The sequence below is a fragment of the Jatrophihabitans cynanchi genome (genome assembly GCF_027247405.1).
Lineage (GTDB): Bacteria > Actinomycetota > Actinomycetes > Mycobacteriales > Jatrophihabitantaceae > Jatrophihabitans_B > Jatrophihabitans_B cynanchi.
On the sequence record NZ_CP097463.1, the window covers coordinates 1,881,356 to 1,908,295 of the forward strand.

Here is a 26,940-nt window from a genome sequence, read left to right on the forward strand (position 1 = left end):
TCGCGCTCTCGCCGGCGTTGATCGAGATCAGGTCCTCGGTGTGCCAGCCGTACCGCGTTGCCAGGCCAGTAACGGCTGGGCGGAGCCCAGCCAGGCGAACCCGCGGCTGCTACCGACCCGCTCGTAGTACGCGCCGCCCACGCTCAGGGTGAAGGCCAGCTCCGCCCTGACCGTGGTCCCGGCAGGGACGGTGCGGCCGAGCGGGAGGTGTAACAGACCGCCCTGGGTGGACGAGGCCGCAGCGGCCCGGCTGAACGTGTACCGCCCGGTGCCGGGGGTCACCGTCGCCGAGTCGACCCGCAGCCGGTTCCCGCGGGCGACCTGGCCGGCACTGTTCGGCGTCAACCGGAACACCAGCTCGCGCACCGGCCGGTCCGGCGTGAACGCCACCCGCTCGGTGCCGCGCACGGTCCGCAGCCCGGACGCGAAGGTGAACGCCAGCTCGACGCGCGGCCGGTCCGGGTCCGGCACCGCCCGCACCGTCGAGCAGGTCGTCTGCGCCGGCGCGGGGCCGCTGCCGCGCGCACTGGTCCGGGTGGCCGGGCTCGAGGCACCGCCGGGCGCCGCGGTCGACCGTGCTGGGCTCGAACTTGCGGACGACGACGTGGCGGACGACGACGTGGCGGACGACGACGTGGCGGACGACGACGCGGCAGCTGAGGACGCGGCACCGGACGCGATCACGCTCGCGGACCGCGCCGCCGGCGACGCGGGTCGGTGCGACGAGCCGGTGCACCCGGCCAGGGCGGCGGCCACGACGCAGGCGAGCGCGACCGGGCACGGCCGGGTCGGGATCACCGCAGGGCTCCCGCGCGCTGCAGCACCCCGATCGCTGCCGGGTACGCGGCCAGCGCGGCCTTGAGGTCGGACGGGTTGGCGATCCGCCACGCGTTGGCGCCGACGTAGCAGCGCATTGCGGCGTCCCATGCCGCGGTCCCGATCGCCTTGCGCGCGGCGGCGAGCGCGGCCGCGCCCTTGTCGTAGGTGATGAAGTAGTAGTCGTTCGCGTCCGTGCCGTACGACCCGGTCGGCCTGTCCACCGGGCCGTTCGCGTCCAGCGCCCCGCCCGGCTCGGACGTGCCGTCCACCCGCTCCTCGGAGAACTGGGCGAACGCCTCGTCCAGCCAGGCGTGCAGTGCCTGCGAGTCGCCGATCATGGCGTAGAACCACTGGTGCGCCGTCTCGTGCACAGCGACCAGCCGCGAGCCGTCCAGCATCAGGATCGAGCTGGGGTACTCGATGCCGCCGCCCTCGGCGGGTACCCGCGCGACCGAGAGCGACGGGAACGGGAACGGCCCGTACAGCTTGGCCAGCTCGGTGATCGCGCGCTCGAACTCCGGCACCAGCGCGTCGCGGATCGCGTCACTCGGGGCGCCCAGCCGCAGCTTCACGCCGTGCACCTCGGTGTCCGCCACGTGGAACGGCCCGACCGCGACGCTGACGTCCCGCGCTGCCGCGATCCGCGCGTGCCAGGTTCTGGTCGCGCCGGCGCCCGCGGCAGGGTCGGCCGGATCGCCGGACATGATCACGGTGTCCTTCGCGGGGGCGCTCACCGTCAGGTCGGTGTCCATCGCCTCGCTCGTGGCGCTCTCGGCGGTGAACTGGATCAGGTCCTCGTCGTGCCAGCCGAACCCGCGCTCCCAGGCCAGCAGCGGCTGCCCCGAGCCGAACCACGCGTAACGCGCGCCGGCGACATCGTTGCGGCCGAACCGGTCGAAGGATTCCGGCCCGAGGGTGAGCGTGAAGGCCAGGTCGGCGGTGACGGTCGTGCCGGCCGGCACGGTGCCGGACAGCGGAATGTGCAGCAGGCCGCCCTGGGTGGACGCCGCCGCGCCCGCGCGGCTGAACGTGTGGCTGGTGCCGCCGTGGTCCGCGGTCGCGGAGGTGACGACGATCTTGTTGCCGGCATCGACGGTCGGCGCGGTGTTCGCGGTCAACCGGAACACCAGCTCGGTGATCGGCCGGTCCGGCGTGAACGCGACGTGCTCGGTGCCCCGCACCGTGCTCAGGTCGGTGCTCACGACGAAGTTCAGCCGCACCACCGGCCGGTGCGGATCGGGTTCGGCGTACGACGCCGGGCAGTCCGCCGGCGCAGCGGACCCGCTCGGCGAACCCGGAGCAGTTCCCGGTGCGCTGCTGTGCGGCGGCGCCTGCGTCGAGGCGGCGGCAGGCAGCGTCCCGTGGCCGGACGAGACGGAGGTGCACGCGCTCAGCGCGAACAGGCCGGCCGCTACAGCCGCGGCAGCCGGCCGGAGGTTCACCGCGCGCCGTGCGGGCGGACGACGGCTCTGGCCTTGGCCAGGACGGTCTGGCCGTCCACCGTCGTCGTCAGGTCGACATCGATCAGCCCGTCGTCGCGTACCGCGCGGACCGCGCCCTCGACGCGCAAGGTGGCGCCGTCCGGGTCGGGCACGACCACCGGCCGGGTGAACCGCACGCCGTACTCGACGACGGCGCCCGGGTCGCCTGCCCAGTCGGTGACCACCCGGATCGCGAGAGCCATGGTGAACATGCCGTGCGCGATCACGTTCGGCAGACCCACCGACGTCGCGAACCGCTCGTTCCAGTGGATCGGGTTGAAGTCGCCGGACGCGCCGGCGTAGCGCACCAGGTCGGCCCGGCTGATGGCGAACTCCTGCGCCGGCAGCGTATCGCCTGCGTTCACAACGGCGTTCACTGCGCGGTCCCCCTCGCGACGATGGTGGAGTAGGCGCTCAGCACTGCTTCGCCGTCCACCGTCTGGACGTCGGACTTCGTGGTGACGATGTCGTTGCCCGCCGCCTGCCGGATGTCCTCGACGGACACGACCACCCGGAGCAGGTCGCCGGCGTGGATCGGCCGGTGGTGCACGAAGCGCTGCTCGCCGTGCACCACGCGCGAGTAGTCGATGCCCAACTCCGGGTCCATGATCACCTGGTGGCCGGCGCGCATGGTCACCGCGATCGCGAAGGTGGGCGGCGCGATCACGTCCGGGTACCCGAGGGCCCGCGCTGCTGCGGGGTCCCGGTACGCCGGGTTCGGGTCGGAGACGGCGTCGGCGAACTCGCGGATCTTCTCGCGGCCCACCTCGTAGGGGTCGGTCGGCGGATAGACGCGGCCGATGAACGTGGGGTCGACTGACATGGCGCAAACGCTAACCGAGCGTCGCAGCCCGCGTCACCCGCCCTCGCCCGGCACCGTCGTCGTCACCGCGAACGGGGCGGCACCGAACCCGTCCACCCGCGGCCGGCCCCACGGGTCGACGTCGGACAGCCTAGTCTCGGCCTCGCCCTGCGGCGTGCGCAACAGCACCGGACGCCGGCCGGTGGCGACCAGTTCACTCACCTCGGGCGAGGCCGAGACCCGGCCGTACCAGCTGTACCTGCCGGAGATCGGGTCGAAGTGCCCGGCCAGCCGCACTTGCGCCGCGACACTGCGGCCCTCACTGATCAGCTCCGCCGGGCCGGTGTAGCCGTCCTCGTCCATGTCACGCTCCTGCGCCGCTTGATTCCAGTTGGTTCCACGGCAGCGGCTCGTCGTAGCGCAGCGCAACGCCGCTCGCCCGTGCCGTCCCGTCCAGCAGGTGCCAGATCCCGTCACACACGACCTCGGTGACCTGCTCCCGCGAGAGCGTGCGCCTGGCCAGCCACCACGCGCCGATCGACTCGACCATGCCGACGATCGCGAACGCGTTCGGCTCGGCCCGCGCCTCGTCCAGCCCGAGCAGCAGCAACACGACCCTGAGCAGGTCGCTGACCCGGTCGGCCAGCGTGTTCTCGACCGCGTCCAGACCGGTGCGCCGCGCGCGCAGGAAGAAGTAGAGGTTGGGATGCTCATCGAACCAGCCGACGATGACGCCGACTGCCGAGCCGATGATCTGCCGCGGCGTGCTGTCACGACCGAGTGCGAGGTGCGGGACGACGCTGTCGACGATCGCGTTCACCACGTGATCGGCGATCGCCTGGCGCAGGTCCTCACGGTCGCGGAAGTAGCGGTACAGCACGGTCCGGCTGACCCCCGCGGCCGCCGCGATCTGCTCCGCCGAGGCATCCGGGCCGTGCTCGTCGACGGCCACCGCGCCGGCGGCCACGAACGCCGCGCGGCGCTGCACGCGGTGCTCGGCCCAACGCAGCCGCCGGCCGTCCGGCGTGCGCTCGGGACCGGCCTGCCGGACCTCGGTCACCGGTGCCTCCCCTCGCTCGCCCGTGACGGTACCGCGCGCGCAGCATGTATGCGACATTGCGTCACATCATTACCGGAGTCCGCCGTCCGCGCGGAACGCGCAGAGCCCCGCACCGACCGGGGTCAGCACGGGGCCCTGCGAAGAACGTGACGCGTCAGCGCGTCTCGCGGTGCTCGGTGTGCTTGCCGCAGTTCGGGCAGAACTTCTTCATCGAGAGCCGGTCGGGATCGTTACGCCGGTTCTTCTTGGTGATGTAGTTGCGGTGCTTGCACTCCTGGCACGCCAAGGTGATCTTCGGTCGCACGTCGGTGGCTGCCACGGTGGTGCCTTTCAACTCACGGATGGGACGGGCCGGGGCGCCGGCCCTTCTTCACTTCTTCACGAGCCCGTAGTTTCGAGCTCGTACCAAGCACAGTAGCGAGGGCCGGACTTGAACCGGCGACACAGCGATTATGAGCCGCTTGCTCTACCAGACTGAGCTACCCCGCCCGGGGTGATCCCGGATGGGACCACCGGAGCCCCCTTACGGAATCGAACCGTAGACCTTCTCCTTACCATGGAGACGCTCTGCCGACTGAGCTAAGGGGGCAGTTGCGGACGCCGCAGCGCGGCACCCACACCGAGCGATGAGCTTACACGACGGCACGCAGCGCCCGAGCCATTCGCCGGATGAGCCGAAGGCCACCGTCGATCGGCCTGTGAGGTTGGCAACATGATGGTTCTTCGACAGACTCGCAGGCGAGACAGTCACCTGCGAGTGAGTCAGGAGTGCCCATGGCCGTCACGTCCGAGCTGACCGTCCTGCACCGTGCCATCGACGAACTGCAAGCCGTCGTAGGTTCGGTCCGCGGCCGCTACGGCGACATTCCCGCGGTACGCCGACTGCTCGGCGACGTCGACCGGATCCTGTTGGACGCCGCCGAGCTCGATGAGGTTCCCCCACCGCCGCAACCGGAAGGCCAGGTCGAGATGCAGATCATCGACGACACCCCGTTCGACCCGTCGCTGTGGAGCGACGCCGACGACGAAGGGCTCGGCGGCTATCACGGCGGGAGCCGATGACCCGCAGCCTGCCGGTCGGCGCCGAGTCTCCCGGCCGGGCGCACATCGGGGTTCGCACGCTGCGCGAGGACCGCTGGTGGGTGCAGCCGCTCGTCACGTTCGTGCTGCTGTGCCTGTGGGTCGCGTACGCGATGGTGCGCACCATCAGCCAGAGTGACTACTTCGTCTCGCAGTACCACTACCTGTCGCCGTTCACGTCCCCGTGCGTCACCGCGTCCTGCCCGGAGGCAGCGCGCGACTTCGGCACCTGGCTGCCGCACTTCCCGCCGTTCCTGCCGTTGGCGCTGCTCTCGCTGCCGTTCCTGCTGGGGTTCCGGCTCAGTTGCTACTACTACCGCAAGGCGTACTACCGCGCGTTCTGGCTCTCGCCGCCCGCCTGCGCGGTCGCCGAGCCGCACGCGAAGTACACCGGCGAGACCCGCTTCCCGCTGATCCTGCAGAACCTGCACCGCTACTTCTTCATGATCGCGGTGGTGATCTCGCTGGTGAACAGCTACGACGTCGTGCGCGCGTTCAAGGGCGCCGACGGCGGGATCGGCCTCGGGCTGGGCACCTTGATCATGCTGGCGAACGTGGTGCTGCTGTGGTGCTATACGCTCGGCTGTCACTCCTGCCGGCACATCACGGCCGGCCGGCTGAACAACTTCTCCTCGCACCCGCTGCGCTATCGCGCGTGGACGAAGGTGTCGTGGTTGAACGCCCGGCACATGCAGTTCGCCTGGACCACGCTGGCCACGCTGCTGCTCACCGACCTGTACGTAGCGCTGGTCGCCGGTGGCGCATTCAGCGACCCGCGCATCTTCAACTGAGAGGTTCGGCGTGCCAGAGCAAGAAGATCTCGAGAAGCACAAGTACGACGTCCTGATCATCGGGGCCGGCGGGTCGGGGCTGCGCGCCGCGATCGCCGCGCACGAGGCGGGGCTGCGAGTCGCGGTGATCTGCAAGTCGCTGTTCGGCAAGGCGCACACGGTGATGGCCGAGGGCGGCTGCGCGGCAGCGATGGGCAACGTCAACAGCCACGACAACTGGCAGGTGCACTTCCGGGACACCATGCGCGGCGGCAAGTTCCTGAACAACTGGCGGATGGCCGAGCTGCACGCCAAGGAGGCACCGGACCGGGTCTGGGAGCTGGAGACGTACGGCGCGCTGTTCGACCGCACGAAGGACGGCAAGATCAGCCAGCGCAACTTCGGCGGCCACGAGTACCCGCGGCTGGCGCACGTGGGCGACCGCACCGGCCTCGAGCTGATCCGCACGATGCAGCAGAAGATCGTCTCGCTGCAGCAGGACGACGCGCGCAAGGCGGGCCGTTCCTCGGGCGCCGACGACGGCCGGCTGAAGGTCTTCGCCGAGCTGACCGTGACCGAGCTGCTCACCGACGACACCGGCGCGATCGCCGGCGCGTTCGGGTACTACCGCGAGACCGGCAAGTTCGTGCTGTTCAAGGCGCCCGCGGTCGTGCTGGCCACAGGCGGCATCGGCAAGTCGTTCAAGGTCACCTCCAACTCCTGGGAGTGCACCGGCGACGGCATGGGACTGGCGCTGCGCGTCGGCTCGACGCTGATGAACATGGAGTTCGTCCAGTTCCACCCGACCGGCATGGTCTGGCCGCCGTCGGTGAAGGGCATCCTGGTCACCGAGGGCGTGCGCGGCGACGGCGGGGTGCTGAAGAACTCCGAGGGCAAGCGGTTCATGTTCAACTACGTCCCGGACGTGTTCCGCAGCCAGTACGCGGACAACGAGGCCGAGGCCGACGCCTGGTACAAGGACCCGGACCACAACAAGCGCACCCCGGACCTGCTGCCGCGCGACGAGGTCGCCCGGGCGATCAACTCCGAGGTGAAGGCCGGCCGCGGCTCACCGCACGGCGGGGTCTACCTGGACATCGCCTCGCGGCTGCCCAAGGAGGAGATCCTGCGGCGGCTGCCGTCGATGCAGCACCAGTTCAAGGAGCTGGCCGACGTCGACATCACCTCCGAGCCGATGGAGGTCGGGCCGACCTGCCACTACGTGATGGGCGGCATCGAGGTCGACGCCGACACCGCTGCTGCGGCGCGCGTCCCGGGCCTGTTCGCCTCCGGCGAGGTGGCCGGCGGCATGCACGGTTCGAACCGGCTCGGCGGCAACTCGCTGTCGGACCTGCTCGTGTTCGGCCGGCGTTCCGGCGAAGGCGCGGCCGCGTACGTCCATGCGTTGCGCGGCGAGTACCCGGCGATCAGCGACGAGCAGGTCGCGTCCTGCATGCAGGTCGCGCTCGCGCCCTTCGAACAGCACGGTGACACCGCATACGAGATCCACCAGGAACTGCAGCAGTGCATGAACGATCTCGTCGGCATCATCCGCAAGGCCAGCGAGGTGCAGGACGCCCTGGAGCGGCTGGAGAAGCTCAAGGAGCGCGCCAAGACGGTGTCGGCCGCCGGTCCGCGCGAGTTCAACCCGGGCTGGCACCTCGCGCTCGACCTGCGCAACATGATCGCGGTGTGCGAGTGCATCGCCCGGGCCGCGCTGATCCGCGAGGAGTCACGCGGCGGTCACACCCGAGACGACTTCCCGAGCATGTCCGCCCAATGGCGCAAGGTGAATCTCATCTGCACGCAGAACGAGGCGGGCGACGGGATCGACGTCGTGGAGCAGCCGATGGAGCCGATGCGCGCCGACCTGCTCGCCCTGTTCCCTCGGGACGAGCTGATGAAGTACTTCACCGACGAGGAACTCGTCGACGTTGCGGGGGAGGCCGAATGACGTACAACGCCCACTTCCGCGTCTGGCGTGGCGACGCGTCGGGTGGCGAACTCGGCGACTACACGGTCGAGGTGAACGAGGGCGAGGTCGTCCTCGACATCATCCACCGGCTGCAGGCGACGCAGGCCGGTGATCTCGCCGTGCGGTGGAACTGCAAAGCCGGCAAGTGCGGCTCGTGCAGCGCCGAGATCAACGGCCGGCCGCGGCTGATGTGCATGACCCGCATGTCGACGTTCACCGAGGACGAGGTCGTCACCGTCACGCCGATGCGTACCTTCCCGGTGATCAAGGACCTGGTCACCGACGTGTCGTACAACTACCGCAAGGCCGAGCAGATTCCTGCGTTCGCCCCGCCACCTGGTCTCGCGCCCGGCGAGTACCGGATGGCCCAGGTCGACGTGCAGCGCTCGCAGGAGTTCCGCAAGTGCATCGAGTGCTTCCTGTGCCAGGACGTCTGCCACGTGATCCGCGACCACGAGGACAACAAGCAGTCCTACGCCGGGCCGCGGTTCTTCATCCGCCTCGCTGAACTGGACATGCACCCGCTGGATGCTCTGGACCGCAAGCAGGAGGCGCAGGACGCGCACGGGCTGGGGATGTGCAACATCACCAAGTGCTGCACCGAGGTCTGCCCCGAGCACATCAAGATCACCGACAACGGCATCATCCCGTTGAAGGAGCGCGTGGTGGACCGCCGGTACGACCCGTTGCAGGTCATCGCGCGCAAGGTGCTGCGCAAGGACAAGTAACCGGCCGGCGGTCCAGTTCGGACAGCAACGGCTCCGGATCGGTTCCCGCGTCCTCGGCGGCGAGTTCCGGCAGGCTGCGGGCCTCCTGCGAAGCGATCGTGCACCGCTTCCGGTCCCGGTTCCACTGACCGGGACCGGAAGGGTCAGTGCATGGCATGGACGACGGCGTGTCCCCTGCCGCGTCCGATCATCCAGCGGTTCACCGGCGTGGTGAGCACGAAGGCGGCCGCGAGTGAGACGGCCAGGGCCAGCCAGAACAGCGCGCTGCCGAGGCCGGCGTCCATCGCCCCGGGGATGGCGACGACAACGGTGTTGTCGATCAGTTCCATGACCGCGATCGACACGGTGTCGGCGGCCAGGGCGACCCGGGCCGCCGCGTTCAGGGGAAGGCCGGAGCGCAGCACGCCGCGCATCGTCAGCGCGTAACCGAAGGCGAACGCGAGCACGACCGACAGCACGATCGTCGCCGCATTGTGCAGACCGGCGGCCGAGCCGATCACCATGCCGAGGACCTCGCCGATCGCACAACCGGTGAGGCAGTGCAGCGTGGCGGACATGGCCATGGCCCACGGGACGGCAGTGCGTCCGGCGGCGTGCTGGTGCACCGAATGATCGCTCGACGTGCTCATCGGGTCCTCCTGGATGGTCGCTGCACGCTCGAACCAGGATACCCCCATGGGGTATTCCGACAACGCCGCGTCAGATCGTCATCACGGCGAGGATCGCGCCTGGCGTCGGCCGGCTGGAACCGCCGTCCGGCTCGAGCGAGATGCCCATGCTCGCCGCCCCGGTCAGGTCGCCGCTCGCCTGCACCAGGACATTGCCCTTCGCATCCGGCCGGAACACACCGGCCGAGGTCGCGGCACCATGTGGATCGATCATCCACAGCTGGTAGGTGTGATCGGCGGAGGGCGCGGGCACGTCGCGGCCCAGCAGCACGAATCGATGCTCGGCCTTGGAGTAGAGGAGCGTCGCCTGCCCGGTGCCGCCGACCGCTCCGGTGACGGTACGGACGTCCGGGTTCTCGAGCACCGAGATGATCGCCGCAGAGCGGTCCTGGCGCCGGCCGGCGTCGCGATGCTGCTGGTACCCCCACGCCGTCGCGGCCACCGCGAGCAGCAGGCACGCGGCGGCGACCGACTGCCAGAGCCATCGGCTGCTCCGGCGGGTGGAAAGCTCGACGACGTTGTCACCGGCCGGCGGCAGCGGCCGGACCGTCCCGATCGCGTCCAGGATGTCTGCCCGCAGCCCGGGCGGCGGAGCGGTCGAGGTCGTGTGGCTCAGCTCCGCGGCCGCGGCCCGCAGGCTGCGCACCTCGGCGGCGCAGTCCGCGCAGCCCGCCAGATGGGCCTCGAACTGGGCACGCTCCTGCTCGTCGAGGGCGTCGAGGGCGTAGGCACCGGTCAGGCCGCTGAACTCATGACTGCTCATCGCACACCCCCAGGGCATCTCGTAGTCGGATCAGGCCGTCGCGGACCCGGGTCTTCACCGTTCCCAACGGCAGGTGCAGCAGTTCGGCGACCTCCCGATGCGTGTAACCGCCGAGGTAGGCGAGGGTGATCGCCTCGCGCTGCACCTCGGTCAGGTCCGCCAGCGCCTTGTGCACGCGTTGCGCGTCGAGACCGGCCTGCACCTGCTCGCTGACCTGATCGTAGGGACGATCGGTGTGCACCGCGGCGTAGCGGTCCTCGCGCAGCGTGCTCGACTGGGCGGCCCGGACCCGGTCGACCGCCCGGCGGTGCGCGATCATCAGCAGCCAGGGCAGCACGGCGCCGGCCGTCGGGTCGAAGCGCGCCGACTCGCGCCAGATCTGCAGGTACACGTCCTGGGTCACCTCGGCTGCCTGCGCCGGGTCCCGGACGACCCGCAGCACCATGCCGTGCACCCGCGCCGCCGTCAGGTCGTAGAGCCGCGCGAACGCGCCCTGGTCACCGCGCGCCGAGGCCGCGAGCAGGCCGGCCGGATCCGGGTCCGGGTCGTCGTGCCCGCCGTCACCGGTCGCCGACGTCCGCAGGAACCGCACGTCGTTCACTGTGACAGACCCGGCCGGCCGGCCGCGGCGCGGCGCGGTGGTGCGCCACGGATCGGCCTGCTGCACGACACCCACCTCCGGCGATCCGATACATCCCTGTCGACGGTGATTCGGTGCCGCGCGCGGTGTGGATTGGCGGGGCGCCGCACGGCATTTCGCGCGCCGTCCAATCCGGGTAGGGCTCGGCTCCGAACTGCTGCCATCGGGCCGAGGCGTCCTGCTGAGCCGGACCGCCGCGTCAACGCGGCCCGTCCGACACCGGGCAGCCGTCCGGCGACGTCAAGTCGAAGGGAACACAGCATGAACAAGCTTCTGCGCTGGGCCGTGCCGATCGCCGCGATCGGGATCACCGGCCTGGGCCTGGCGATGCCGGCCAGCGCCGCACCGAGTTCGACCAACTACCAGGCAACCCTGGACGCGCTCAACCACGCGAGCGGCTCGGGAACCCTGAGCATCAGCCTGAACGGGGACCGCGCCACGGTGACCGAGCACTACACCGGTCTGGCGACGACGTTCAGCGGCAATCCGTACCCGCATGTGCAGCACATCCACATCGACGGTATGGGCACCTGCCCGGCGATGTCCGCCGACAAGAACGGTGACGGCATCGTGGACACCGTCGAGGGGCAGCCGTCGTACGGCAAGATCGGCACCACCCTGGCGACCACGGGCGACACCAGCGCCAAGGCGGCCACCACGCTGACCGTCGCTCCGAGCGGCGGAAGCGCGGACTACAAGCGCACCTTCACCATGAACGCCGCCACGATCGCGGCGCTGAAGGCGGGAACCGCGGTCGTCGTGGTGCACGGGCTCGACCCGTCGACCCTGAGCAAGAAGGCGCAGGGCGAGAAGAGCAACCTGGTCCCGTCGCTGCCCCTCGCCGCCACCTCGCCGGCGCTGTGCGGCGTGCTGGCCGCGTCGCAGATGTCCACCATCCCCGGTGGTGCTCCGGACACCGGTGGCGGCAGCACGTCCGGCGTCGAGGACGCGGCACTGCTCGGCGTCAGCGGCGGCCTGATCCTCGCCGCGGGTGGCGCGTTCGCAGCGCGTCGTCGCTTCGCCCGGCAGAGCTGACCTGCGGGTAGCCGAGAGATGAGCACCCACGCCCGCCGTGCCCGCGTGTTCGCCGCGGCGGGCGTGGGGTTGCTGATCGCCGGCGTCCTCGCGCTGGTGGTCGGGCTCCGCGCGCAGCAGTCGGCGCCGCAGCCCCCTCCGTCGGCGGCCAGCCCCGTCTCGATCGTCCCGAGGACGGGCAGCCCAAGCGATGCCTCGCCCTCCGGGCGGACCGGAACGGGCCGGACGTCGCCGCGCACCCGCGGCCCGATCCTGGCGCGTTCACTACCGGTCCGGCTGGCCATCCCGGCGATCGGGGTGGATACCAAGGTGCAGCAACTCGGCCTCAACCCGGACGGGTCGGTGCAGGTGCCGCCGCTCGGGCGTGACTCGCATGCGGGCTGGTACAAGTACTCGCCGACTCCCGGAGAGCTCGGACCCTCGGTCGTCCTCGGTCATATCGACTCGGCGGCCTACGGCCCAGGCGTGTTCTTCCGGCTCGGCGACCTGCGGCAGCGCGACCGCATCTCGATCACGCTGGCCGACCGCACCGTCGCGGTCTTCGAGGTCGAGCGGGTGGTCGAGTACCGCAAGGCGCAGTTCCCCACCCTCGCCGTGTACGGCAACACCGACCACGCCGCGCTGCGGCTGATCACCTGCGGCGGAACCTTCGACCCGGCCCGGCACAGCTACGAGTCCAACATCGTCGCCTACGCCGCGCTGGTGTCGGCACACCCGAGCTGAGTTCGACCCTGTGGAAGGACACGAGATGAAGGCACCCCGCAGATGGGCGGCGCTGGTCGCCGCGAGTGCAGTGCTGCTGGCCGGTTGCGCGTCGTCCGCCGGAGCTGACCAGCCGGCCCGGATGGCGGGGCCGACCGGCGCCGCGATGACGCCCGGCATGGTGATGCCGGACGGATCCACGATGGGCGCGATGGCGCCGTCGGCCAGTTCGCAGCAGAGCGGTCCCTCGGCCGCCGCCCTGATGATCTGCAGCGACGAAACGCGCGCGGACATCGCGCAGGTGCTTGCGCTGCCCGACCGGCCGACCGCGACGGCGACCTGGCGCGCGCACACCTACACCTGTAGCTATCGGCTGCCCGCCGGACCGTTCGTGCTGTCGGTGACCGAGTCGGCCGACGGCGCTGCGGCCGCTCGCTACCTGGCGGACGCGCGCAGGCGGCTCGGCACGACCACCGACCTCGCCGGCCTCACCGAGGGCGCGTTCGGCACGGCAGCCGGCAATGTCCTGCTGCGCAAGGACAACGACGTGCTGCACGTCGACGCGACCGCCCTGCCCGCCGTGTTCGGCACCCAGGGCCAGAAGCGGGCAGACTTCGCGTACGAGATCGCCTCCGACATCCTGGGCTGCTGGACGGGCGATTGAGTCCCCGCGTTTCGGCGCACCGCCGGCGGGGGTACGACCACTCGACCGGAGAGCACGAGAATTGAGGACGGTTCATGGGCACTCACGCGGCGTGGCACGGCTACGCGGGGCACGGCCTGGCCGTTGCGGCAGCCGCCGCCGTCGGGGGTGCCGCGACGGCAACGGGGTGGGACGACCGGCTGGACACGCCGGCATGGCAACCGCCCCGAGCGGCGTTCGGGCCGGTATGGACCGGGCTGTACGCGCTGGTCGCCGGCGCGGGCGGAGCCGTGTGGAACGCCGGCCGGGGACGCCAACGAGCCCGCTTCGCGACGGCGTTCGGGATCAATCTGGCGCTCAACGCCTCATGGACGTGGACCTTCTTTCGGGCGAGGCGCCTGCCGGCCGCCGCGGCGCATGCCGCTGTGCTGACGCTCTCCGCGTCCGACCTGATCAGGCGTGCGCGGCGGGTGTCGCCGGCAGCTGCAGCCGCGTTGGTCCCGTACGCGGCCTGGTCCGGGTTCGCCACCGTCCTCGCGGCGGAGATCGCACGCCGCAACCGCGGCGCGCAGCACCAGCCGATCGCCCGGTAGCTGACCGGCCGGCAGCGGGGTGAGCGGATGAGAGTGCTCGTGGCGGGAGCGTCCGGTTTCATCGGGCGCAGACTGTGCCCGGCGTTGCGCGAGGCAGGTGTCGAGGTGCGAGCGATGACGAGGGCGGCGCCGGACCGCTATCACGGCGCCGGCACGCCGGTGCGCGCAGACGCCCTCGACGCGGCGTCGGTACGTGCGGCGTTGGACGGCTGCGTCGCCGCCTACTACCTGGTGCATTCGCTGGCGAGCGCCGACTACGAGGAAAAGGACGCTGCCGCGGCGCGCACCTTCGGTCGTGCCGCGGCCGATGCCGGAGTGCGCCAGCTGGTCTATCTGGGCGGTCTCGGCGCCGACGAGGACGACCTGTCGACGCACCTGCGCAGCCGCCGCCGGGTCGAGGGGCTGCTCGGTGAGGCGGGTGTGCCGGTAACGACCCTGCGCGCCGGCATCATCGTCGGCCATGGCGGCATTTCTTGGGAGATCACCCGGCAGCTGGTCGAACACCTGCCGGCGATGATCACCCCGCGCTGGGTGCGGACCCGGACCCAGCCGATCGCCGCCGCGGACGTCGTCCGGTATCTCGTCGGCGTGCTGGACCGCGCCGAGACGATCGGGCGGGTGTTCGAGATCGGCGGCCCGGACGTGCTCAGCTACGCCGACATGCTGCGTCGGGTCGCGGCGATCGAGGGTCGGCCGATACTGATTCTGCCGGTGCCGCTGCTGTCGCCCGGGCTGTCATCGCTGTGGCTCGCGCTCGTGACCGACGTCGACGTGCGCACCGGCCGTGCGCTCGTGAACTCGATGATCAACGAGGCAGTGGCCCACGACGACGGAATCCGCACGCTGCTGCCGTTCGACCCGATGGGTTACGACGCCGCAGTACGCGTCGCGCTCGGTGAACGGGCCGCAGGTGATGCGCGGTGAATCGAGGGCGAGGGCCGCGTGCCGGCCTGCCTCGCGCTGCTGCACGCACGGCGCCCGCCGAGAGCGGAGCCACACTCGCGCACCGACGGCGGGTCGTGGCGGGCGCGTCCGTAGCCGGCGCCGGGCTGTTGGGGGCCTCGCTCGCGGCCGAACCCGACTCGCCGCGGTTCTACCTGCTCACGCTCGGTGTGGCAGGCACCTGGTTGGTCGGCGGGCTGAAGTCCGGTCCCCTGCACCTGGGGCGCGTCGACACCGAAGAGGGCGGTCAATGCCGGCCGGTGACAGCTCCGCTGGCCACCGGAGTCGTCGCCTTCGGCGCGTTCGTCGCCGTGGCGCTGGCGATTCGTCGCTTCCGGTTCCTCGGCTTCCTCGACGAGGCGCTCACCTCCGTGCTGCGGTACGCCACCCGCGGCTCGGGTCCGCTGGTGCTGGCGACCGCCTTGGCCAACGGGGTGGGCGAAGAGGTGTTCTTCCGTGGCGCCGTGTACAACGCGATCGGCCGGCGGCGCGCCGTGCCGGTATCGACGGCTGTCTACGTCGCGGCGTCGAGCGCCACCCGCAACCCCGCACTGGTGCTCGCCTCGGCGGTGATGGGCACGCTGTTCGCCGTTCAACGCCGCATCTACGGCGGGATCCAGGCACCGATCCTGACGCATCTGACCTGGTCCGCGTTGATGCTGCGCTACCTGCCGAAAGCCCTGCGCTTCCTGCCGGAAACCTCGCGCGAGCCGGCGGCGGGCAGGCGGGGCCGATGACGGTCGGCGTGGTCCTGTTCACCCGCGACCTGCGGGTGCACGACAACCCGGCGCTGTGGCATGCGGTGCGTGAGCACGAGCAGGTGCTGCCGATGTTCGTGCTCGACGACGACATCCGCACCGGCGGATTCAACCGGCCGAACCGGGCGACGTTCCTGGCTGACTGCCTGCGCGACCTGGACGGGTCGCTTCGCTCCCGCGGGGCACGACTTGTGGTGCGCCGCGGCGACGTCGTCGCCGAGACGGCGCGGCTGGCCGAGCAGGTCAGCGCGCGGGCCGTTCACGTGGCCGGTGACGTCAGCCGGTATGCGCAGCGCCGCGAACGGCACCTCGCGCAGGCCCTGACCTGCGAACTCGTGGTGCACGAGGACGCCCTGTTCGCCGTGCCCCCCGGGCGCATCCGCCCCTCGGGGGGCGGCGCGCACATGAGCGTGTTCTCCGCGTACTACCGCCGCTGGCTGGTCGAGTCGCGTCGCGCACCGCTGCCGGCTCCTCGCGTCGTGGCGCTGCCGAAGGGGTCACCCGCCGGCCTGCTGCCGTCGGCGCGCAGCATCTGCCCCGGGCCGACCGCGCCGCGGTTGCCGCCGGGGGGCGAGTCCGCCGGCCGGTCCCGCCTGGCGCGCTGGCTGCGCACCGATGCCGGACGCTACGACGAGGTTCACGACGACCTCGCCGCCGACGCCACCAGCCGCCTCTCGCCGTACCTGCACTTCGGCTGCCTGTCCCCCGTCGACGTCCTCGCCCGCTCCGGCACGACGGCCGGCTTCGCGCGGCAGCTGGCCTGGCGCGACTTCCACGCCCAGGTCCTGGCCGCGCGAAGCGACGCGTCGACCCGCGACCTGCGCCCCCGCGAGGATCGCTGGCGCAGCGCGCCCGCCGAGTTCATCGCGTGGCAGCAGGGCCGCACCGGGATACCGGTCGTCGACGCCGGCATGAGGCAGCTCGCGGAAGAGGGGTGGCTGCACAACCGGGCCCGCCTGCTGGTCGCGCATTTCCTCACCAAGACGCTCTACCTCGACTGGCGCCTCGGCGCCGCCCACTTCGCCGACCAGCTTGTCGACGGCGACGTCGCGAACAACAGCCTGAACTGGCAGTGGGTGGCCGGCACCGGTACCGACTCGCGCTACAACCGGATCTACAACATCGATGCCCAAGCTCGCCGGTACGACCCGGACGGTGCATACGTGCGCCGTCACGTGCCCGAACTGAGCGAGATCCCGGGGGCCGCGGTCCATGAGCCGTGGCTGCTGCCCACCCGCCGGCGCGCAGCCCTGGACTACCCCGATCCGATCGTGGACGTCGCCGAGGGCAACGCGCGGTTCCTGCGCGCCCGCGGCAGACGGTGAGGGCACACCGCGCCAGGATCCGGTCGGGGTCCGGACCCATGAGATCGCGATCGTGTTACTAGCTGGCGACCGTGTTACGGCCCGGCGGATCGCGTCCGGCGCCATCCGGACGCGGCGTCGTAGTGGACCAGGCCACGCTGCTCGAACGCTTCGAGCCAGCCCTGCATCGGCCACCAGCCCCAGCGCCGATGGAAGACGCCGGCGTTGCGCACGATGTCGTCGAGGTGTTCGAGCGGCGGATCGCTGATCGGATGGAACTGGTGGTAGGCCCATGCGCCGCCGATCCAGTCGATGCCGATCCCCGCGGCGGCCGCCTGCTGCCCGAAGTCGGTGTCCTCGCCGCCGTACCCGCGGTAGAGCTCGCAGAAGCCGCCGACCCGGCGCCACACGTCCGGTAGCACGGCGAACGAGAGCGACCAGAACAGCCGCGAGTCGTCAGCGGGAAGGATCGCGTCCTCCGCCGGAACCGGCCGGGCGGGATGTGCCCGGGCGAGCTCCGGCAGACGGTCCAGGTCGTAACCGGCTGTGGGTACCGGGGGCAGGTAGGCCACCGGCCCGCAGAGCAGCCGTGGCGCGCCGCGCCGCGCGACCTGGACGTAGCGGCCGATCGTGCCGCGGCCCGGGATGCAGTCGACGTCGAGGAAGACCAGCAGCTCGGCGCCCGCTTCGAGCGCGGCTTCGGCACCGGCATTGCGAGCCAGCGCCAGTGGCAGCTGCTCGTCCCGGACCGGGACGTGCACCGCAACGACGGCCGGTGCCGGTCCGGCAACGCTCTCGCTGACAGCACCGGGATCGGACATGGCCACCACGACGTGCGCCGCGACCGGGTGCCCGCTCCGCGCGAGTGCTTGCCGCTGCACCTGCAGGTGCCGGTGCCGGCCGGACACCGCCGTGATCACCGCGACGCGCACTGCTCCTGCTCCCGTCCCGCGCCGGATCCGACGTCGTCGATCAGCCGCGCCGCCCGCGCTGCTCCGGACCGGCACCAGCTCGACCATCGCGACGCCGGGGTCCGGGCCGCCCGGGCCAGCAGCTCGGACCACTCGTGCGGGCGGGGCCAGCTCGTGAGCACCGTCGCGAGGCCGGCGGTGCGCAGGGCGTCCGCCGTGGCGTACTGCTCGCCGTGCGGGCGCGGTTCGGGCAGCACGATGGCCGGGCACCCGGCCGCCGCCACGTCGGCCAACGCGCCGAGGCCGGCGTGACAGATCACCACGTTCGCCGACGACAACGCCGGCCACGGATCCGCGCACCACGCGCCGGGGCCGAGCCGCTGCCAGCTCCAGCCCGGCGCCGCGTCCGCTGCCGACCGCACCGTCGACTCGCTGACGGAGGTGCCGCCGCGACCCTGCAGCACGACCACCCGCCGTGATGACGCCCGGTCGTGCGGGTGGCGCGAACGCCCCTCGAACGGGGACAGGCCACCGACGTGCGCTGTCCGCTGGGCCCAGGGCTGCAGGTCCCGGTCCATCGCGGCCAGCCCGGGTGGCCACGGCGCGAGGATGAGTTCGGCGACGGAGTAGCCGAGTTGATGTGCGGCGTCCGAACGCTTCCCCGGCAGGCCCATGACGACCACGGGTACCCCCATGAGGCGTGCGAAGACGCTCACCTCGACAGAGACGTCGACCACCAGTACGGCGGGCGCGGCCGTGTCGAGCCAACGGGCGATCGTGCGCATGCGCGCCGAGAGACCCCGGTCGTGCAGCGGGGACCAGTGCAGCCGACCGTGACCGGTGGGGTCGACGGGACGTTCCGCCGAGTCGTCCCGGTCCAGCTGGATCCAGGGCCCGGTCCAGTCGTCCGGACGCGGCAGGGACGAGAGCGCGGTGAGCTCCTGGCCCGAGGCGGCGGCGATGCAGCGGGCATGGCGCAGGTGTCCGGTGCCGACGTGGTGGACGTAGTAGCCGATCATGATCCGCCGCTCACGCGGCAGCACCGGTGGCAGCCAGCTCGGTGTACAGCGCCTCGTACCCGTCGACCATGCGGCCGACGGCACAGTGCGCCTGCGCGTGTGCGCGCGCGGCGTGGCGGGGCAGCTGCCGCGCGCGCCCGATCGCGGCGGCCAGCGCCACGACGTCCTCGCCGTCGACCAACGCCGCGCAGTCGGCACCGACGACTTCAGGGATGCCACCTCGCGCGAAGCCGGCAACCGGCGTGCCACAGGCGAGCGCCTCGGCCGCGACCAGGCCGTACGGCTCGTCCCACCGGGGCGTGACCAGGGCGACGGCCGCCCGCCCGACCTGCTCCGCCAACGTGCCGTGGTCAGCGGCTCCCAGGTACCGGACCTCCGGTCCGAGCAGCGGCGCGATCTCGGCGTCGAAGAACCGTCGGTCGGGAACCGGCCCGACCAGGTCGAGGCCGACCCCGGCGAGGCGGGCGGCGGCGATCGCCAGGTCAGGGCCCTTCTCGCGAACCAGCCGGCCGAACCAGATCACCCGTTCGCCGCCGGGCCCCGTGCTCCAGCGCTCGAGGTCCACGCCGTTCGTGATCACCCGGGCATTGACTGCGTGCCGCCACGCGCGGGCGGTGAACTCGCTCACCGCGACGAACGTGACCGGGCACGGACCCGACTGGATCGCCGATTCGAGCCACGGTGTCGGCGGGGTGTGCAAGGTGGTCACCAGTGGCACCGGCAGAGCCGAAGCCATCGCCACCGGCAGGTGATGCAGGCTGTTGTTGTGCACGACGTCGAAGTCGCCGCTGCGCGCGAGTTCGAGCATGAGGCTGAGATACGCGTGGTGCTCCTCGAGCCACACGTCCGCGGTCATCGACACGTCAGCCCGGGCGGCGGCACTGATCCGCGGCCACTTCGCGTTCAGCTCGCGCACGCCGAGTGCCGGATCGCAGCCGGGACCGGCGAAGATGGTGATCTCGTGCCCACGCCGGCGCAGCGCGTTGGTCAACGTCCAGGTGTGAGCTTCCAGGCCTCCCGCGAACGGCTCCCTGATCGCGTACCTGGCCGATCCGATGATCGCGATACGCATCGCTGTTCTCACCGCACCACTGCTTCGTAGATGCCGCGGTGCGCTGCCGCCACGGCGGAGCGCTCGCGCTTGCGCTCTGCGACGTCGGCACGCCACACCGGACGCTGCTCGTAGGCGAGTCGCACTGCCGCGCGAAGCGAATCGGCGTCGAGCCCGCGTTCGTCGTGCCGGTAGGTCAGGCACTTCCGCTGCTGGGCGTAGTAGCCGCAGCTCGGAGCGATGACGGTCGTGCCCAGGTCGTAGCAGGCCTCGAGCCATCCCGAGTGGGTGCCGAACCGATAGGGAAGCACGGACACGTCCAGCGACTGGAGGTAGTCCCAGAGCTCGTCGTCGCTGAAGCAGTCGTGGACGACCAGGTCCAACCGCCCGTCGGCCGCCGCGACGCGAAGCCAGCTGGACAGCTCGTGATCGTGGCGGCGACCGTCCTCGTCGAACACGTCGTGATGGATGTTCACCTGCAACCGGGCGCCGGGAAGGTCACGCAGCGCGTCCAGCACGGCCGCCGCCACCGGAAGCGGGTCCATGCTGGCCCGCAGGCTCTTCGCGTGCAGGCCTACCGTCCAGCCGTCGTGACGTGCGCGCGGCTGCGCCATCCGCTCGAACTCGGCGACATGCGGGTGGGGAAGCACCAGGGGCCGCACGCCCCACCTACGCTCGATCACGTCCGCGGCCCCCGTCGTCAGCGTGATCACCTCGGCAGCCGCAGGGATGAGAATGTCCAGGTGCTGGCGGTGCGCGCCCGGGTCGATGTGATGCGGGTTGCGCAGATCGTGCGCGGTGTACACGAGTGGTTTGCCGCAGCGGTCGAGTTCGCCGATCAGCGCGGCCAGGTCGGCGGGGTCCTGCGCGTCGAAGCCGAACTGGACGTGCATGACGTCGAACTCGTGGTGGTGCTTGCGGACCCAATCGGCTCGGAGCATCGCGGGCGGCCACCACTGACCGGGCTCGGCATCCGCGGGAGCCGGATCGGCCAGGCGGTGCACGCGATCGGACCCGCTCGGGTCGCTGAGATGCTGTACATAGACGTGGTTGGCCGGCACCGATGCAACCCGCATCGTTGCCGACTCCGTCGCCGACATCGACGTCGTCATTGTTGTCCCCGGCTCGCGCTCGGCTAGCTGTTGAGCCGGCTCCGGATGGGTACCCGGCCGGACGGCAGCCAAAACGACGCACGGCCCGTTGCGACCGACGAGCGGCCTCTCCAGCCGACGCCCGCTGCCGAAAACCGGTGGGCGGCCTGAGATCCGGCGGGTAACGTGCGGCGGACCGTGACATCGCCCGGGGAGGTGAGACCCATGAACGCACTACCGACATGGGTGCTCCCCCTCGTCGTCACGGTCGCGCGATTGAGGTAAGGGTCGCCGGGAGCGCCAGGATCACTCCGGCGAAGGGCACCAGCCATGCAATCCTTGCAGTTCACCGCGCAGAATCTCACTTCCCAGGCATCGCCGAACGGCGTTCTCGAACGCGACTTCACCGTGGGCGAGGTCCCCGGGGTGTTGTGGTCGCGCCCATCCGGCCCGCACGGCGCACCCCTCGTGCTGATGGGTCACGGCGGCGGCCTGCACAAGAAGACGCCCGCGCTCGCGGCCCGCGCCCACCACTACGTGAGCGCCTACGGGTTCACGGTCGTGGCCATCGACGCGCCCGGTCACGGCGCACGCCCGCGCACCGAGCGGGACGAGCAGACCCGGCACGATCTTCGGCAGGCGGTGGCGGCCGGCGACAACGAGCGATTCGCCTCGATCAGCATCGGCTACGGCGCCTGGCTCGCGGACCGCGCCGTGCCGGAATGGCAGGCGACGCTGGACGCGCTTCAGGGCCTGCCCGAGGTGGGCACCGACGCGCCGATCGGGTACGGCGGCGGCATCTCGCTGGGCACCGCGATCGGGATACCGCTGACGGCGGTCGAACCCAGGATCCGAGCTGCCGTCTTCGGTGGCGGGTTCTTCGTGACCGAAAGCCAGCTCGAGGCGGCGAAGCGGATCACCGTTCCCGTCCAGTTCCTTCTGCCGTGGGACGACGAGCACGTCGACCGGCAGTCCGCGCTCGCGCTGTTCGATGCCTTCGCCTCGACGGAGAAGACGCTGCATGCCAATCCGGGCGATCACCGCACCATCCAGTGGTTCGGCCTCGACGAGGAGTTCCTGTCCCGCCAGCTCGCACACACCCGGACCGAGCCGGGCTCACGCCGCGGGTCGTCCGGCGTAGGCTGATCCGGCCTTGACCGAGTAGTGGAAGCACTGCGGAGCCAGGCTGCGTACGTGCACGGTCGCGACGTCCGGCTCGGCGAGCAGCCGCTCGATGATCGGGGCGAGATCGGCGTCGTTGGTGACGACCGTGTTGTGCTCGTAGTTCATCGAGTCGTCGTCCCGGTAGGTGCGCAGGACCCGCGGTCCGGAGCTCAGTTGCTCGGGTAACCGGCCGTTCGGCGTATAGCCCGCGCAGCGCGCGGCGTGGATGTAGACCGGGCCCACCTCGGTCCACACGGACGGGTGGTCGAACGGTGCATAGGAGATCAGCGCGATCTGCTCACCGGGCTCGGCGAACCGCAGGCAACAACGCAGCGGCTCGCCCTCGCCGGTGGCGGCGAGCCGAAGGAGGCGATTGCCGTGAGCGTCGGTGCCGGTGTCGTAGACGGCGGCCAGCCGCGCGGGATCGATGGCGTGCACGAGCAAGGTGGTGGTCGTCTGGGTGTCCATACCCTGCAGACGAACGGCGGTGCCCGAACGTGAGATCAGCCGTGCGGCCTCAGTCCTCGTTTCGGGCACCTCAGCTGCTGTTGCTACGCGCTCAGGGCGGCAATATGGTCACCACGTACTTCGCCTTCTTCTGAAACGGGAGTCCGCAATGGGGGACATCAAGCACGGTGACGCGAACGTGCACTGGGCCGAGAAGACGTTCGGCAACGGCAAGAGCCGCGGGATCACCGTCAAGTACAAGGAAGGGTCCAAGCCCGCGCAGAGCTACAAGATGACGCCGAACCCGCACGACGACCCCTGGTACAACAAGAACCAGGGCAAGTTCTACGACGAGGCGGCGACCGAGCTCGCCAAGCTACTCGTCGCCAGCGGCGCCACTCCCGCGACCCGCAGCTTCCCCCGCTACGGCAAGAAGATCAAGGTTCACAACGTGGAGTACACGCTCAGCGGGTCGTGAGCCCGCCTCACCCTGCTGAGCTCGGCGGCCACTAGTTCATCAGGCCTCGCAGGTTCATCAGGCCTCGCAGGCGATGCCGTCCTTGTCGCGGTCGCTCTTGGTGTTGGCGTCGTACAGTGCCGCCGACACGAAGAACCGGGTGTCGGGCTTGCCGCTGGTGTGATCGCGGGCGCCGGGTCGTCCGACCCCGTGCGGGTAGTCCTGACGTAGCGCGGTGCAGTTCGCGTAGGACTTCGCGCTGGTGGCCGACGGTTGCACCACCGCTGCCCTCGTCGTGGGCGCAGCCGGCGAGTGGTACGTGCTCGGTGCCGGCTCAGCGCTGCTGTGCGGCCGGACCGTCGGCGGCGCGCCGGCTTCGGTCGGCACCCGCTGCCCGGGGCAGGCGGACAGCACGCGCGCGATCGCGTCGCGCTCAGCCCGGGTCATCCACAACCCGTAGCGGGCCTTGACCGCGACCTGTCGTGCGACGTACGCGCAGCGGTAGGCCTTGTTCGGCGGCAGCCAGGTCGCCGCGTCGCCGTCGCCCTTGCCCTGATTCGTCGGTCCGTCGACCGCTAGCAGGTTCAGCGGATCATTGGCCAAGTCGACCCGCCTGCGCGCGTCCCAGTACTGGGCACCCTTCTGCCAGGCGTCCGACAGCGCGACGACATGATCGATCTGGACCGCGCTGGACGTACCCTGCCCGTACCGGAACGTGATCGTCCTGCCGGTGTACGGATCGACGAGCACGCCGGAGGTGACCTTGCAGCCATCGGCGCGCACCACGTCGGTCAGGTCCCGGGCGAGGATGTCGTCTCGGGTGCGGCACCCGTTGTGGCCGCCGGGGTCGTCGTTGTCGTCTGTCCACGCGGCGCCGAACTGACCGCGGCTGTAGTCCGTCTTCGGCGCGCGCCCCTTGATGACGAGCGTGTCCAGTACAGCCGTCGCGGTGCTGGACGCGGTCACCCCGTCCGCGCGAACGGCGCTCGGCTTCGGGGCAGCCGAACTGCGCACCGCGGCGGTGCTCGAGAGCGGGTCCGCGCTGCCGTCCCCGGGCGATGCAGGGCTGTCGCGATCGGTCGTGGCGCGCGACGGCGCCGGCGAACCGGTCGAGTTCGCGACGTGTGCGTCCGGGTGCGGCGGCCGGCCGTTGTCACCGACCGCGCCGATCACGACCACCAGCGCGAGCGCAGCACCGAGCCCGCTCGCCCACTTCGGGTGCGCGTGACAGAACCGCAAGATCGTTTTCACTGAGAGCAACCCTGCAGGGCGTGTGAGGTGCGCGTCAAGTCCGGGGTGTCGCGGTTATCCGGGTTCCGCGTGGATTGCGGCTCGACGAGTTTTCCCGGCGGGTCAGCGCGGCGACGACGACCGCGGTGACCAGAGCGGCGCACGCGGACAGGATCAGCGCGTGGTTCCAGCCGGCGAAGCCCGGACGTGAACCGGCGCCGGTGCGCGTGGCGACGATGACCACGAGGGTCACACCGATCGACGAACCGAGGTAGCGGGCGGTGTTGTTCGCGCCGCTGCCGACCGATGCCCGCTCCGGCGGGACGGTCGCGACCGCCTGCCTGCCCAGCCCGGCGTTGAGGACGCCGCTGGCGACGCCGGCTACGGCCAGGCCCGGCACCAGGTGCCACACCGGGCCGGGCACGGCGCCCACCATGGCCAGTTCGCCGACGGCGACGCCGGCCAGACCGAGGGTCAGCTGACGCGGTCCCTGCAGGGCCGGCGGGAGGCACCGCGCCAGCAGTGCCGCGCCCGTGCTCGCGCCGGACCAGGCGAGCAGCAGCAGCGCCGCGCCGAGCGAGGAGAGCCCGAGTTCGGTGATGAAGAAGTTGCAGGAGAACGACATGACACCGATGACGCCGATACCGGTGCCCAGCGCAGCCACTGTGGCCCCGGTGAACTGCCGATCCCGGAACAGGTGCAGTTCGAGCATGGGCGCGCGCCGACGCCGCTCGACGACGACGAACAGGGCGGCGGCGGCGAGCGCGCCGCCGCCGGCGGTGGCAACCCAGGGGGTGAGCCCGTCGCGTCCTTCGGTGAGTGCCACGAGGGCGAGGACGAGCGCCAGACCCAAGGCACCCGCGCCGGGAAGGTCAACCGGACGCGGCGTCGGCGCGACCGACTCGGCCGCAACCCGCTGGGCCACCAGGGCCAGCGCCACCGTGCCGAGCGCCAGCAACGCGTAGAACCCGCGCCACAGGTGCAGTTCGTCGAGGAACCCGGTGATCACCGGGCCGGCGGCGATGCCGCCGCCGACGCTGGCACCCCACACGCCGCTGATCATCGCCCGGTCGGCCGGCGTCCGCGCGAGAGCCGCCACGAGACCGAGGCTGGAGGCCACGATTCCGGCGCTGCCGACTCCCTCGACCAGGCGGCCGAGGATGAACGGGGCGGTGGATGTTGCCAGCGCGCAGGCGAGCGAGCCGGCCGCGATCAGCGCATTTCCGGCGACGAAGACCCGGCGGCGGCCGTGGTCGTCGGCGAGCGCCCCGGCCGTCAACAGGACGGCGGCCAGGGCGACGCTCGTCGAGCTCAGGATCCAGGTCTGGCCGTTCGCGCCGGCCGCGAGTGCCCGCGCCACGGTGGGCAGGTTCCCGAGCGGCCCGGTATAGGTGACCAGCGCCAGGAAGGTGCCCGCGGCGACGATCGCGAGCGTCGGCGCCAGCCGGCTCGAACGTTCCCCCACCCCCTCGGCGGGCGTGGGCTCGACTCGATCCAAGGTTAGTCTGTTCATCAGACCAACTCTAGAGCCAACTCGGTCTGATGAACAGACTATTTTCTTGCTAATCTGAGGACATGGCCCTCGGGATCGGTTACGCGGCGCAGAACTGCAGCCTGGCGCGGGCACTGGAGATCGTCGGGGAGCGCTGGACGATGCTCGTCATCCGGGACCTGTTCTACGGGGTGCACCGGTTCACCGACCTGCTCGCGCATCTGGACATCTCGCGGGCAGTGCTGACCGATCGGCTGAACACGCTCACGGAGGCCGGGCTGGTCCGGCGCCAGGAGGGCGATGGTCATCCGGGCTACGAGCTCACCGAGGCGGGCGTGGCCCTGTGGCCCAGCCTGTTCGCGCTCTGGAGCTGGGGACAGCGGTTCGCCGGCGACGGCACCCCCGGCCGATCGTTCGCGCACGCGACCTGCCACACCCGGCTCGAGGACACCGGACGCTGCCCGCGCTGCGGCAGCGTGCCCGGGCCCGCCGAGGTGCTCGCGATGCCGCCGGCCGGCTCCGGCGAGCCCGGTCGCAGCGACCGGGTGAGCGTGCTGCTGCGCCGGCCGCACCGGCTGCTGACACCGCTCGTTCCCGAAAGTTGACAGCTACGGCGGCTATCCGGAGCTGATCCGCTTCGCGATGCCTCCTCGACGTCTCCTCGACGCCTTCTGGGTGCCGCGATCGGTCAGGCCGTCTCGATGCTCGGGTGGTAGCGCTTGACCCGGTGCAGCGTGTTGCGATCGGTGTGGTGCATCTCCGCACCCGTCGCGGTCAGCTTCAGAACGAGATCGGACACGTAGCTGAACGTCCCGTCGTCGTTCATGGTGAAGGTGCTCTCGAACGCCATGGCGCGCGCCCGCTCCAACAGGTACTTGTTCTGGCACAAGCCGTAAGCACCCGACCCGGGCTCGGCGACGAAGGTGAGCGACCTGTCGCGCGGGCCGGCGTCACCGCCGGCCAGGATGGCCAGTCCGCGCGGCACGGCGAAGCACCGGATCACCTGCCCGTTCGCCTTGTCCCACAGCAGGTAGCCCGTCTCGTCATGGAAAGGATCCATCGCCTCCTCGCCGTGACGCCAGGCCGTCATCGAGTAGTTGAGCCCCTCCATGCTCTGCTGACCGTTCTCGACCACCGGGATGGGCTTGAACCAGGCGCGCTCGAAGTAGCCGGTTTCGATCGTCTCGTCGTCCTTGTTGTGATAGGAGAGATCGATGCCGAGGTTCCCCTCCCACTCGCCGACGAGAGGGGTCAGCGGGCCAAGCTTCTGCGGGCCGGCCGTGGTCGCCGTGACGGGTGTGCTCATGGTGTCTCC

General features: G+C 71.1%; 33 protein-coding genes and 2 tRNA genes. 15 read left to right on the top strand and 20 right to left on the bottom strand.

The features are described from left to right. Nucleotides 1-27: 27 nt before the first annotated feature. The gene (locus M6B22_RS09075) at nucleotides 28-471 is read right to left on the bottom strand and encodes a hypothetical protein (RefSeq protein ID WP_269445443.1); all 444 of its coding nucleotides are present in this window, start codon (nucleotides 469-471) and stop codon (nucleotides 28-30) included. Between M6B22_RS09075 and M6B22_RS09080 the strand changes: the two genes are divergently transcribed. Beyond that, nucleotides 431-862 carry a hypothetical protein gene (locus tag M6B22_RS09080; protein ID WP_269445444.1) on the top strand — a complete coding sequence of 144 codons (432 nt, stop codon included), beginning with the start codon at nucleotides 431-433 and terminating at the stop codon, nucleotides 860-862. The two genes, M6B22_RS09075 and M6B22_RS09080, sit on opposite strands and share 41 nt — an antisense overlap. Here the strand turns inward: M6B22_RS09080 and M6B22_RS09085 are convergent. From M6B22_RS09085 to M6B22_RS09120, 8 genes are all read right to left on the bottom strand, one after another. Continuing rightward, nucleotides 795-2,261 carry a gluzincin family metallopeptidase gene (locus tag M6B22_RS09085; protein ID WP_269445445.1) on the bottom strand — a complete coding sequence of 489 codons (1,467 nt, stop codon included), beginning with the start codon at nucleotides 2,259-2,261 and terminating at the stop codon, nucleotides 795-797. The two genes, M6B22_RS09080 and M6B22_RS09085, sit on opposite strands and share 68 nt — an antisense overlap. Further along, the gene (locus M6B22_RS09090; RefSeq protein ID WP_269445446.1) at nucleotides 2,258-2,665 is read right to left on the bottom strand and encodes a MaoC family dehydratase; all 408 of its coding nucleotides are present in this window, start codon (nucleotides 2,663-2,665) and stop codon (nucleotides 2,258-2,260) included. Before M6B22_RS09090 ends, M6B22_RS09085 begins: the two co-directional genes overlap by 4 nt. A gap of 8 nt (nucleotides 2,666-2,673) precedes the next feature. Then, entirely contained in the window at nucleotides 2,674-3,123 is a 450-nt protein-coding gene (locus tag M6B22_RS09095; RefSeq protein ID WP_269445447.1) for a MaoC family dehydratase N-terminal domain-containing protein, read from the bottom strand. A 33-nt stretch (nucleotides 3,124-3,156) separates the two neighbouring features. After that, nucleotides 3,157-3,465, bottom strand: coding sequence for a DUF4873 domain-containing protein (locus M6B22_RS09100; protein WP_269445448.1), 309 nt, complete (start codon nucleotides 3,463-3,465; stop codon nucleotides 3,157-3,159). Between the two features lies 1 nt (nucleotide 3,466). Beyond that, nucleotides 3,467-4,162 (bottom strand): TetR/AcrR family transcriptional regulator, encoded by a 696-nt coding sequence (locus M6B22_RS09105; protein WP_269445449.1) that lies wholly within the window; start codon nucleotides 4,160-4,162, stop codon nucleotides 3,467-3,469. Between the two features lie 154 nt (nucleotides 4,163-4,316). Next, nucleotides 4,317-4,481 (bottom strand): 50S ribosomal protein L33, encoded by a 165-nt coding sequence (gene rpmG, locus M6B22_RS09110; protein WP_407935602.1) that lies wholly within the window; start codon nucleotides 4,479-4,481, stop codon nucleotides 4,317-4,319. A gap of 96 nt (nucleotides 4,482-4,577) precedes the next feature. Continuing rightward, nucleotides 4,578-4,651 (bottom strand) — tRNA-Met (locus M6B22_RS09115). Nucleotides 4,652-4,678: 27 nt separating this feature from the next. After that, nucleotides 4,679-4,751 (bottom strand) — tRNA-Thr (locus tag M6B22_RS09120). 185 nt (nucleotides 4,752-4,936) lie between these two features. Between M6B22_RS09120 and M6B22_RS09125 the strand changes: the two genes are divergently transcribed. The 4 genes from M6B22_RS09125 to M6B22_RS09140 are packed head-to-tail and all read left to right on the top strand — an operon-like array spanning nucleotide 4,937 to nucleotide 8,715. Continuing rightward, the gene (locus M6B22_RS09125; RefSeq protein ID WP_269445450.1) at nucleotides 4,937-5,224 is read left to right on the top strand and encodes a hypothetical protein; all 288 of its coding nucleotides are present in this window, start codon (nucleotides 4,937-4,939) and stop codon (nucleotides 5,222-5,224) included. Next, nucleotides 5,221-6,033, top strand: a complete 813-nt coding sequence (locus M6B22_RS09130; RefSeq protein WP_269445451.1) for a hypothetical protein — start codon at nucleotides 5,221-5,223, stop codon at nucleotides 6,031-6,033. The genes M6B22_RS09125 and M6B22_RS09130 overlap by 4 nt, the downstream gene beginning before the upstream one ends. 10 nt (nucleotides 6,034-6,043) lie before the next feature. Next, nucleotides 6,044-7,966, top strand: a complete 1,923-nt coding sequence (locus M6B22_RS09135) for a fumarate reductase/succinate dehydrogenase flavoprotein subunit (RefSeq protein ID WP_269445452.1) — start codon at nucleotides 6,044-6,046, stop codon at nucleotides 7,964-7,966. Next, nucleotides 7,963-8,715, top strand: a complete 753-nt coding sequence (locus tag M6B22_RS09140) for a succinate dehydrogenase/fumarate reductase iron-sulfur subunit (RefSeq protein WP_269445453.1) — start codon at nucleotides 7,963-7,965, stop codon at nucleotides 8,713-8,715. Before M6B22_RS09135 ends, M6B22_RS09140 begins: the two co-directional genes overlap by 4 nt. 143 nt (nucleotides 8,716-8,858) lie before the next feature. On the opposite strand, the gene M6B22_RS09145 is transcribed toward M6B22_RS09140, so the two are convergent. The 3 genes from M6B22_RS09145 to sigK all read right to left on the bottom strand — a co-directional run bounded on the left by M6B22_RS09145 (nucleotide 8,859) and on the right by sigK (nucleotide 10,729). Further along, nucleotides 8,859-9,344, bottom strand: a complete 486-nt coding sequence (locus M6B22_RS09145; RefSeq protein WP_269445454.1) for a DUF4396 domain-containing protein — start codon at nucleotides 9,342-9,344, stop codon at nucleotides 8,859-8,861. A gap of 70 nt (nucleotides 9,345-9,414) precedes the next feature. Next, nucleotides 9,415-10,146, bottom strand: a complete 732-nt coding sequence (locus M6B22_RS09150) for an anti-sigma factor (protein ID WP_269445455.1) — start codon at nucleotides 10,144-10,146, stop codon at nucleotides 9,415-9,417. Continuing rightward, nucleotides 10,133-10,729, bottom strand: a complete 597-nt coding sequence (gene sigK, locus M6B22_RS09155) for an ECF RNA polymerase sigma factor SigK (protein ID WP_407935670.1) — start codon at nucleotides 10,727-10,729, stop codon at nucleotides 10,133-10,135. Before sigK ends, M6B22_RS09150 begins: the two co-directional genes overlap by 14 nt. A gap of 318 nt (nucleotides 10,730-11,047) precedes the next feature. Between sigK and M6B22_RS09160 the strand changes: the two genes are divergently transcribed. The 7 genes from M6B22_RS09160 (at nucleotide 11,048) to M6B22_RS09190 (ending at nucleotide 16,784) form a co-directional block, all read left to right on the top strand. Further along, the gene (locus M6B22_RS09160; RefSeq protein ID WP_269445457.1) at nucleotides 11,048-11,821 is read left to right on the top strand and encodes a hypothetical protein; all 774 of its coding nucleotides are present in this window, start codon (nucleotides 11,048-11,050) and stop codon (nucleotides 11,819-11,821) included. Nucleotides 11,822-11,839: 18 nt separating this feature from the next. Further along, nucleotides 11,840-12,544: a class F sortase gene (locus tag M6B22_RS09165; protein WP_269445458.1), complete on the top strand. Its 705-nt coding sequence runs from the start codon at nucleotides 11,840-11,842 to the stop codon at nucleotides 12,542-12,544. 25 nt (nucleotides 12,545-12,569) lie between these two features. Continuing rightward, nucleotides 12,570-13,187: a hypothetical protein gene (locus M6B22_RS09170; RefSeq protein WP_269445459.1), complete on the top strand. Its 618-nt coding sequence runs from the start codon at nucleotides 12,570-12,572 to the stop codon at nucleotides 13,185-13,187. A gap of 74 nt (nucleotides 13,188-13,261) precedes the next feature. Further along, nucleotides 13,262-13,759, top strand: coding sequence for a TspO/MBR family protein (locus tag M6B22_RS09175; RefSeq protein ID WP_269445460.1), 498 nt, complete (start codon nucleotides 13,262-13,264; stop codon nucleotides 13,757-13,759). Nucleotides 13,760-13,786: 27 nt separating this feature from the next. Then, on the top strand, nucleotides 13,787-14,683 hold the full coding sequence (locus M6B22_RS09180; RefSeq protein ID WP_269445461.1) for an NAD(P)H-binding protein: 897 nt from the start codon (nucleotides 13,787-13,789) through the stop codon (nucleotides 14,681-14,683). A 95-nt stretch (nucleotides 14,684-14,778) separates the two neighbouring features. Then, nucleotides 14,779-15,438: a CPBP family intramembrane glutamic endopeptidase gene (locus tag M6B22_RS09185; protein WP_269445462.1), complete on the top strand. Its 660-nt coding sequence runs from the start codon at nucleotides 14,779-14,781 to the stop codon at nucleotides 15,436-15,438. Continuing rightward, complete coding sequence (locus M6B22_RS09190; RefSeq protein ID WP_269445463.1) at nucleotides 15,435-16,784, top strand: cryptochrome/photolyase family protein; 1,350 nt, start codon at nucleotides 15,435-15,437, stop codon at nucleotides 16,782-16,784. The genes M6B22_RS09185 and M6B22_RS09190 overlap by 4 nt, the downstream gene beginning before the upstream one ends. Before the next feature lie 74 nt (nucleotides 16,785-16,858). Here M6B22_RS09190 and M6B22_RS09195 read toward each other — a convergent pair whose 3' ends face one another. The 4 genes from M6B22_RS09195 to M6B22_RS09210 are packed head-to-tail and all read right to left on the bottom strand — an operon-like array spanning nucleotide 16,859 to nucleotide 20,820. Next, nucleotides 16,859-17,695: a glycosyltransferase family 2 protein gene (locus M6B22_RS09195; protein WP_269445464.1), complete on the bottom strand. Its 837-nt coding sequence runs from the start codon at nucleotides 17,693-17,695 to the stop codon at nucleotides 16,859-16,861. Next, entirely contained in the window at nucleotides 17,680-18,717 is a 1,038-nt protein-coding gene (locus M6B22_RS09200) for a glycosyltransferase (protein WP_269445465.1), read from the bottom strand. The genes M6B22_RS09195 and M6B22_RS09200 overlap by 16 nt, the downstream gene beginning before the upstream one ends. Next, the gene (locus tag M6B22_RS09205; protein WP_407935671.1) at nucleotides 18,704-19,765 is read right to left on the bottom strand and encodes a glycosyltransferase; all 1,062 of its coding nucleotides are present in this window, start codon (nucleotides 19,763-19,765) and stop codon (nucleotides 18,704-18,706) included. Before M6B22_RS09205 ends, M6B22_RS09200 begins: the two co-directional genes overlap by 14 nt. A gap of 8 nt (nucleotides 19,766-19,773) precedes the next feature. Continuing rightward, nucleotides 19,774-20,820 (bottom strand): glycosyltransferase family protein, encoded by a 1,047-nt coding sequence (locus tag M6B22_RS09210; RefSeq protein WP_269445467.1) that lies wholly within the window; start codon nucleotides 20,818-20,820, stop codon nucleotides 19,774-19,776. Nucleotides 20,821-21,165: 345 nt separating this feature from the next. Between M6B22_RS09210 and M6B22_RS09215 the strand changes: the two genes are divergently transcribed. Beyond that, complete coding sequence (locus tag M6B22_RS09215; RefSeq protein WP_269445468.1) at nucleotides 21,166-21,981, top strand: alpha/beta hydrolase; 816 nt, start codon at nucleotides 21,166-21,168, stop codon at nucleotides 21,979-21,981. Here the strand turns inward: M6B22_RS09215 and M6B22_RS09220 are convergent. Beyond that, nucleotides 21,952-22,467, bottom strand: coding sequence for a DUF1203 domain-containing protein (locus tag M6B22_RS09220; RefSeq protein ID WP_269445469.1), 516 nt, complete (start codon nucleotides 22,465-22,467; stop codon nucleotides 21,952-21,954). The genes M6B22_RS09215 and M6B22_RS09220 overlap by 30 nt on opposite strands. A 148-nt stretch (nucleotides 22,468-22,615) precedes the next feature. Between M6B22_RS09220 and M6B22_RS09225 the strand changes: the two genes are divergently transcribed. Beyond that, nucleotides 22,616-22,924, top strand: a complete 309-nt coding sequence (locus tag M6B22_RS09225) for a hypothetical protein (RefSeq protein ID WP_269445470.1) — start codon at nucleotides 22,616-22,618, stop codon at nucleotides 22,922-22,924. Nucleotides 22,925-22,981: 57 nt separating this feature from the next. On the opposite strand, the gene M6B22_RS09230 is transcribed toward M6B22_RS09225, so the two are convergent. Together M6B22_RS09230 and M6B22_RS09235 are read right to left on the bottom strand one after the other, a co-directional pair. Next, nucleotides 22,982-24,154 carry a GmrSD restriction endonuclease domain-containing protein gene (locus M6B22_RS09230; protein WP_269445471.1) on the bottom strand — a complete coding sequence of 391 codons (1,173 nt, stop codon included), beginning with the start codon at nucleotides 24,152-24,154 and terminating at the stop codon, nucleotides 22,982-22,984. A gap of 34 nt (nucleotides 24,155-24,188) precedes the next feature. Then, on the bottom strand, nucleotides 24,189-25,646 hold the full coding sequence (locus M6B22_RS09235; RefSeq protein WP_269445472.1) for an MFS transporter: 1,458 nt from the start codon (nucleotides 25,644-25,646) through the stop codon (nucleotides 24,189-24,191). 62 nt (nucleotides 25,647-25,708) lie between these two features. Here M6B22_RS09235 and M6B22_RS09240 point away from each other — a divergent pair, with 62 nt between their 5' ends. Next, nucleotides 25,709-26,230, top strand: a complete 522-nt coding sequence (locus M6B22_RS09240; protein ID WP_269445473.1) for a winged helix-turn-helix transcriptional regulator — start codon at nucleotides 25,709-25,711, stop codon at nucleotides 26,228-26,230. Between the two features lie 83 nt (nucleotides 26,231-26,313). Here M6B22_RS09240 and M6B22_RS09245 read toward each other — a convergent pair whose 3' ends face one another. Further along, nucleotides 26,314-26,931, bottom strand: a complete 618-nt coding sequence (locus M6B22_RS09245; protein ID WP_269445474.1) for an FABP family protein — start codon at nucleotides 26,929-26,931, stop codon at nucleotides 26,314-26,316. Between the last annotated feature and the right edge of the window lie 9 nt (nucleotides 26,932-26,940).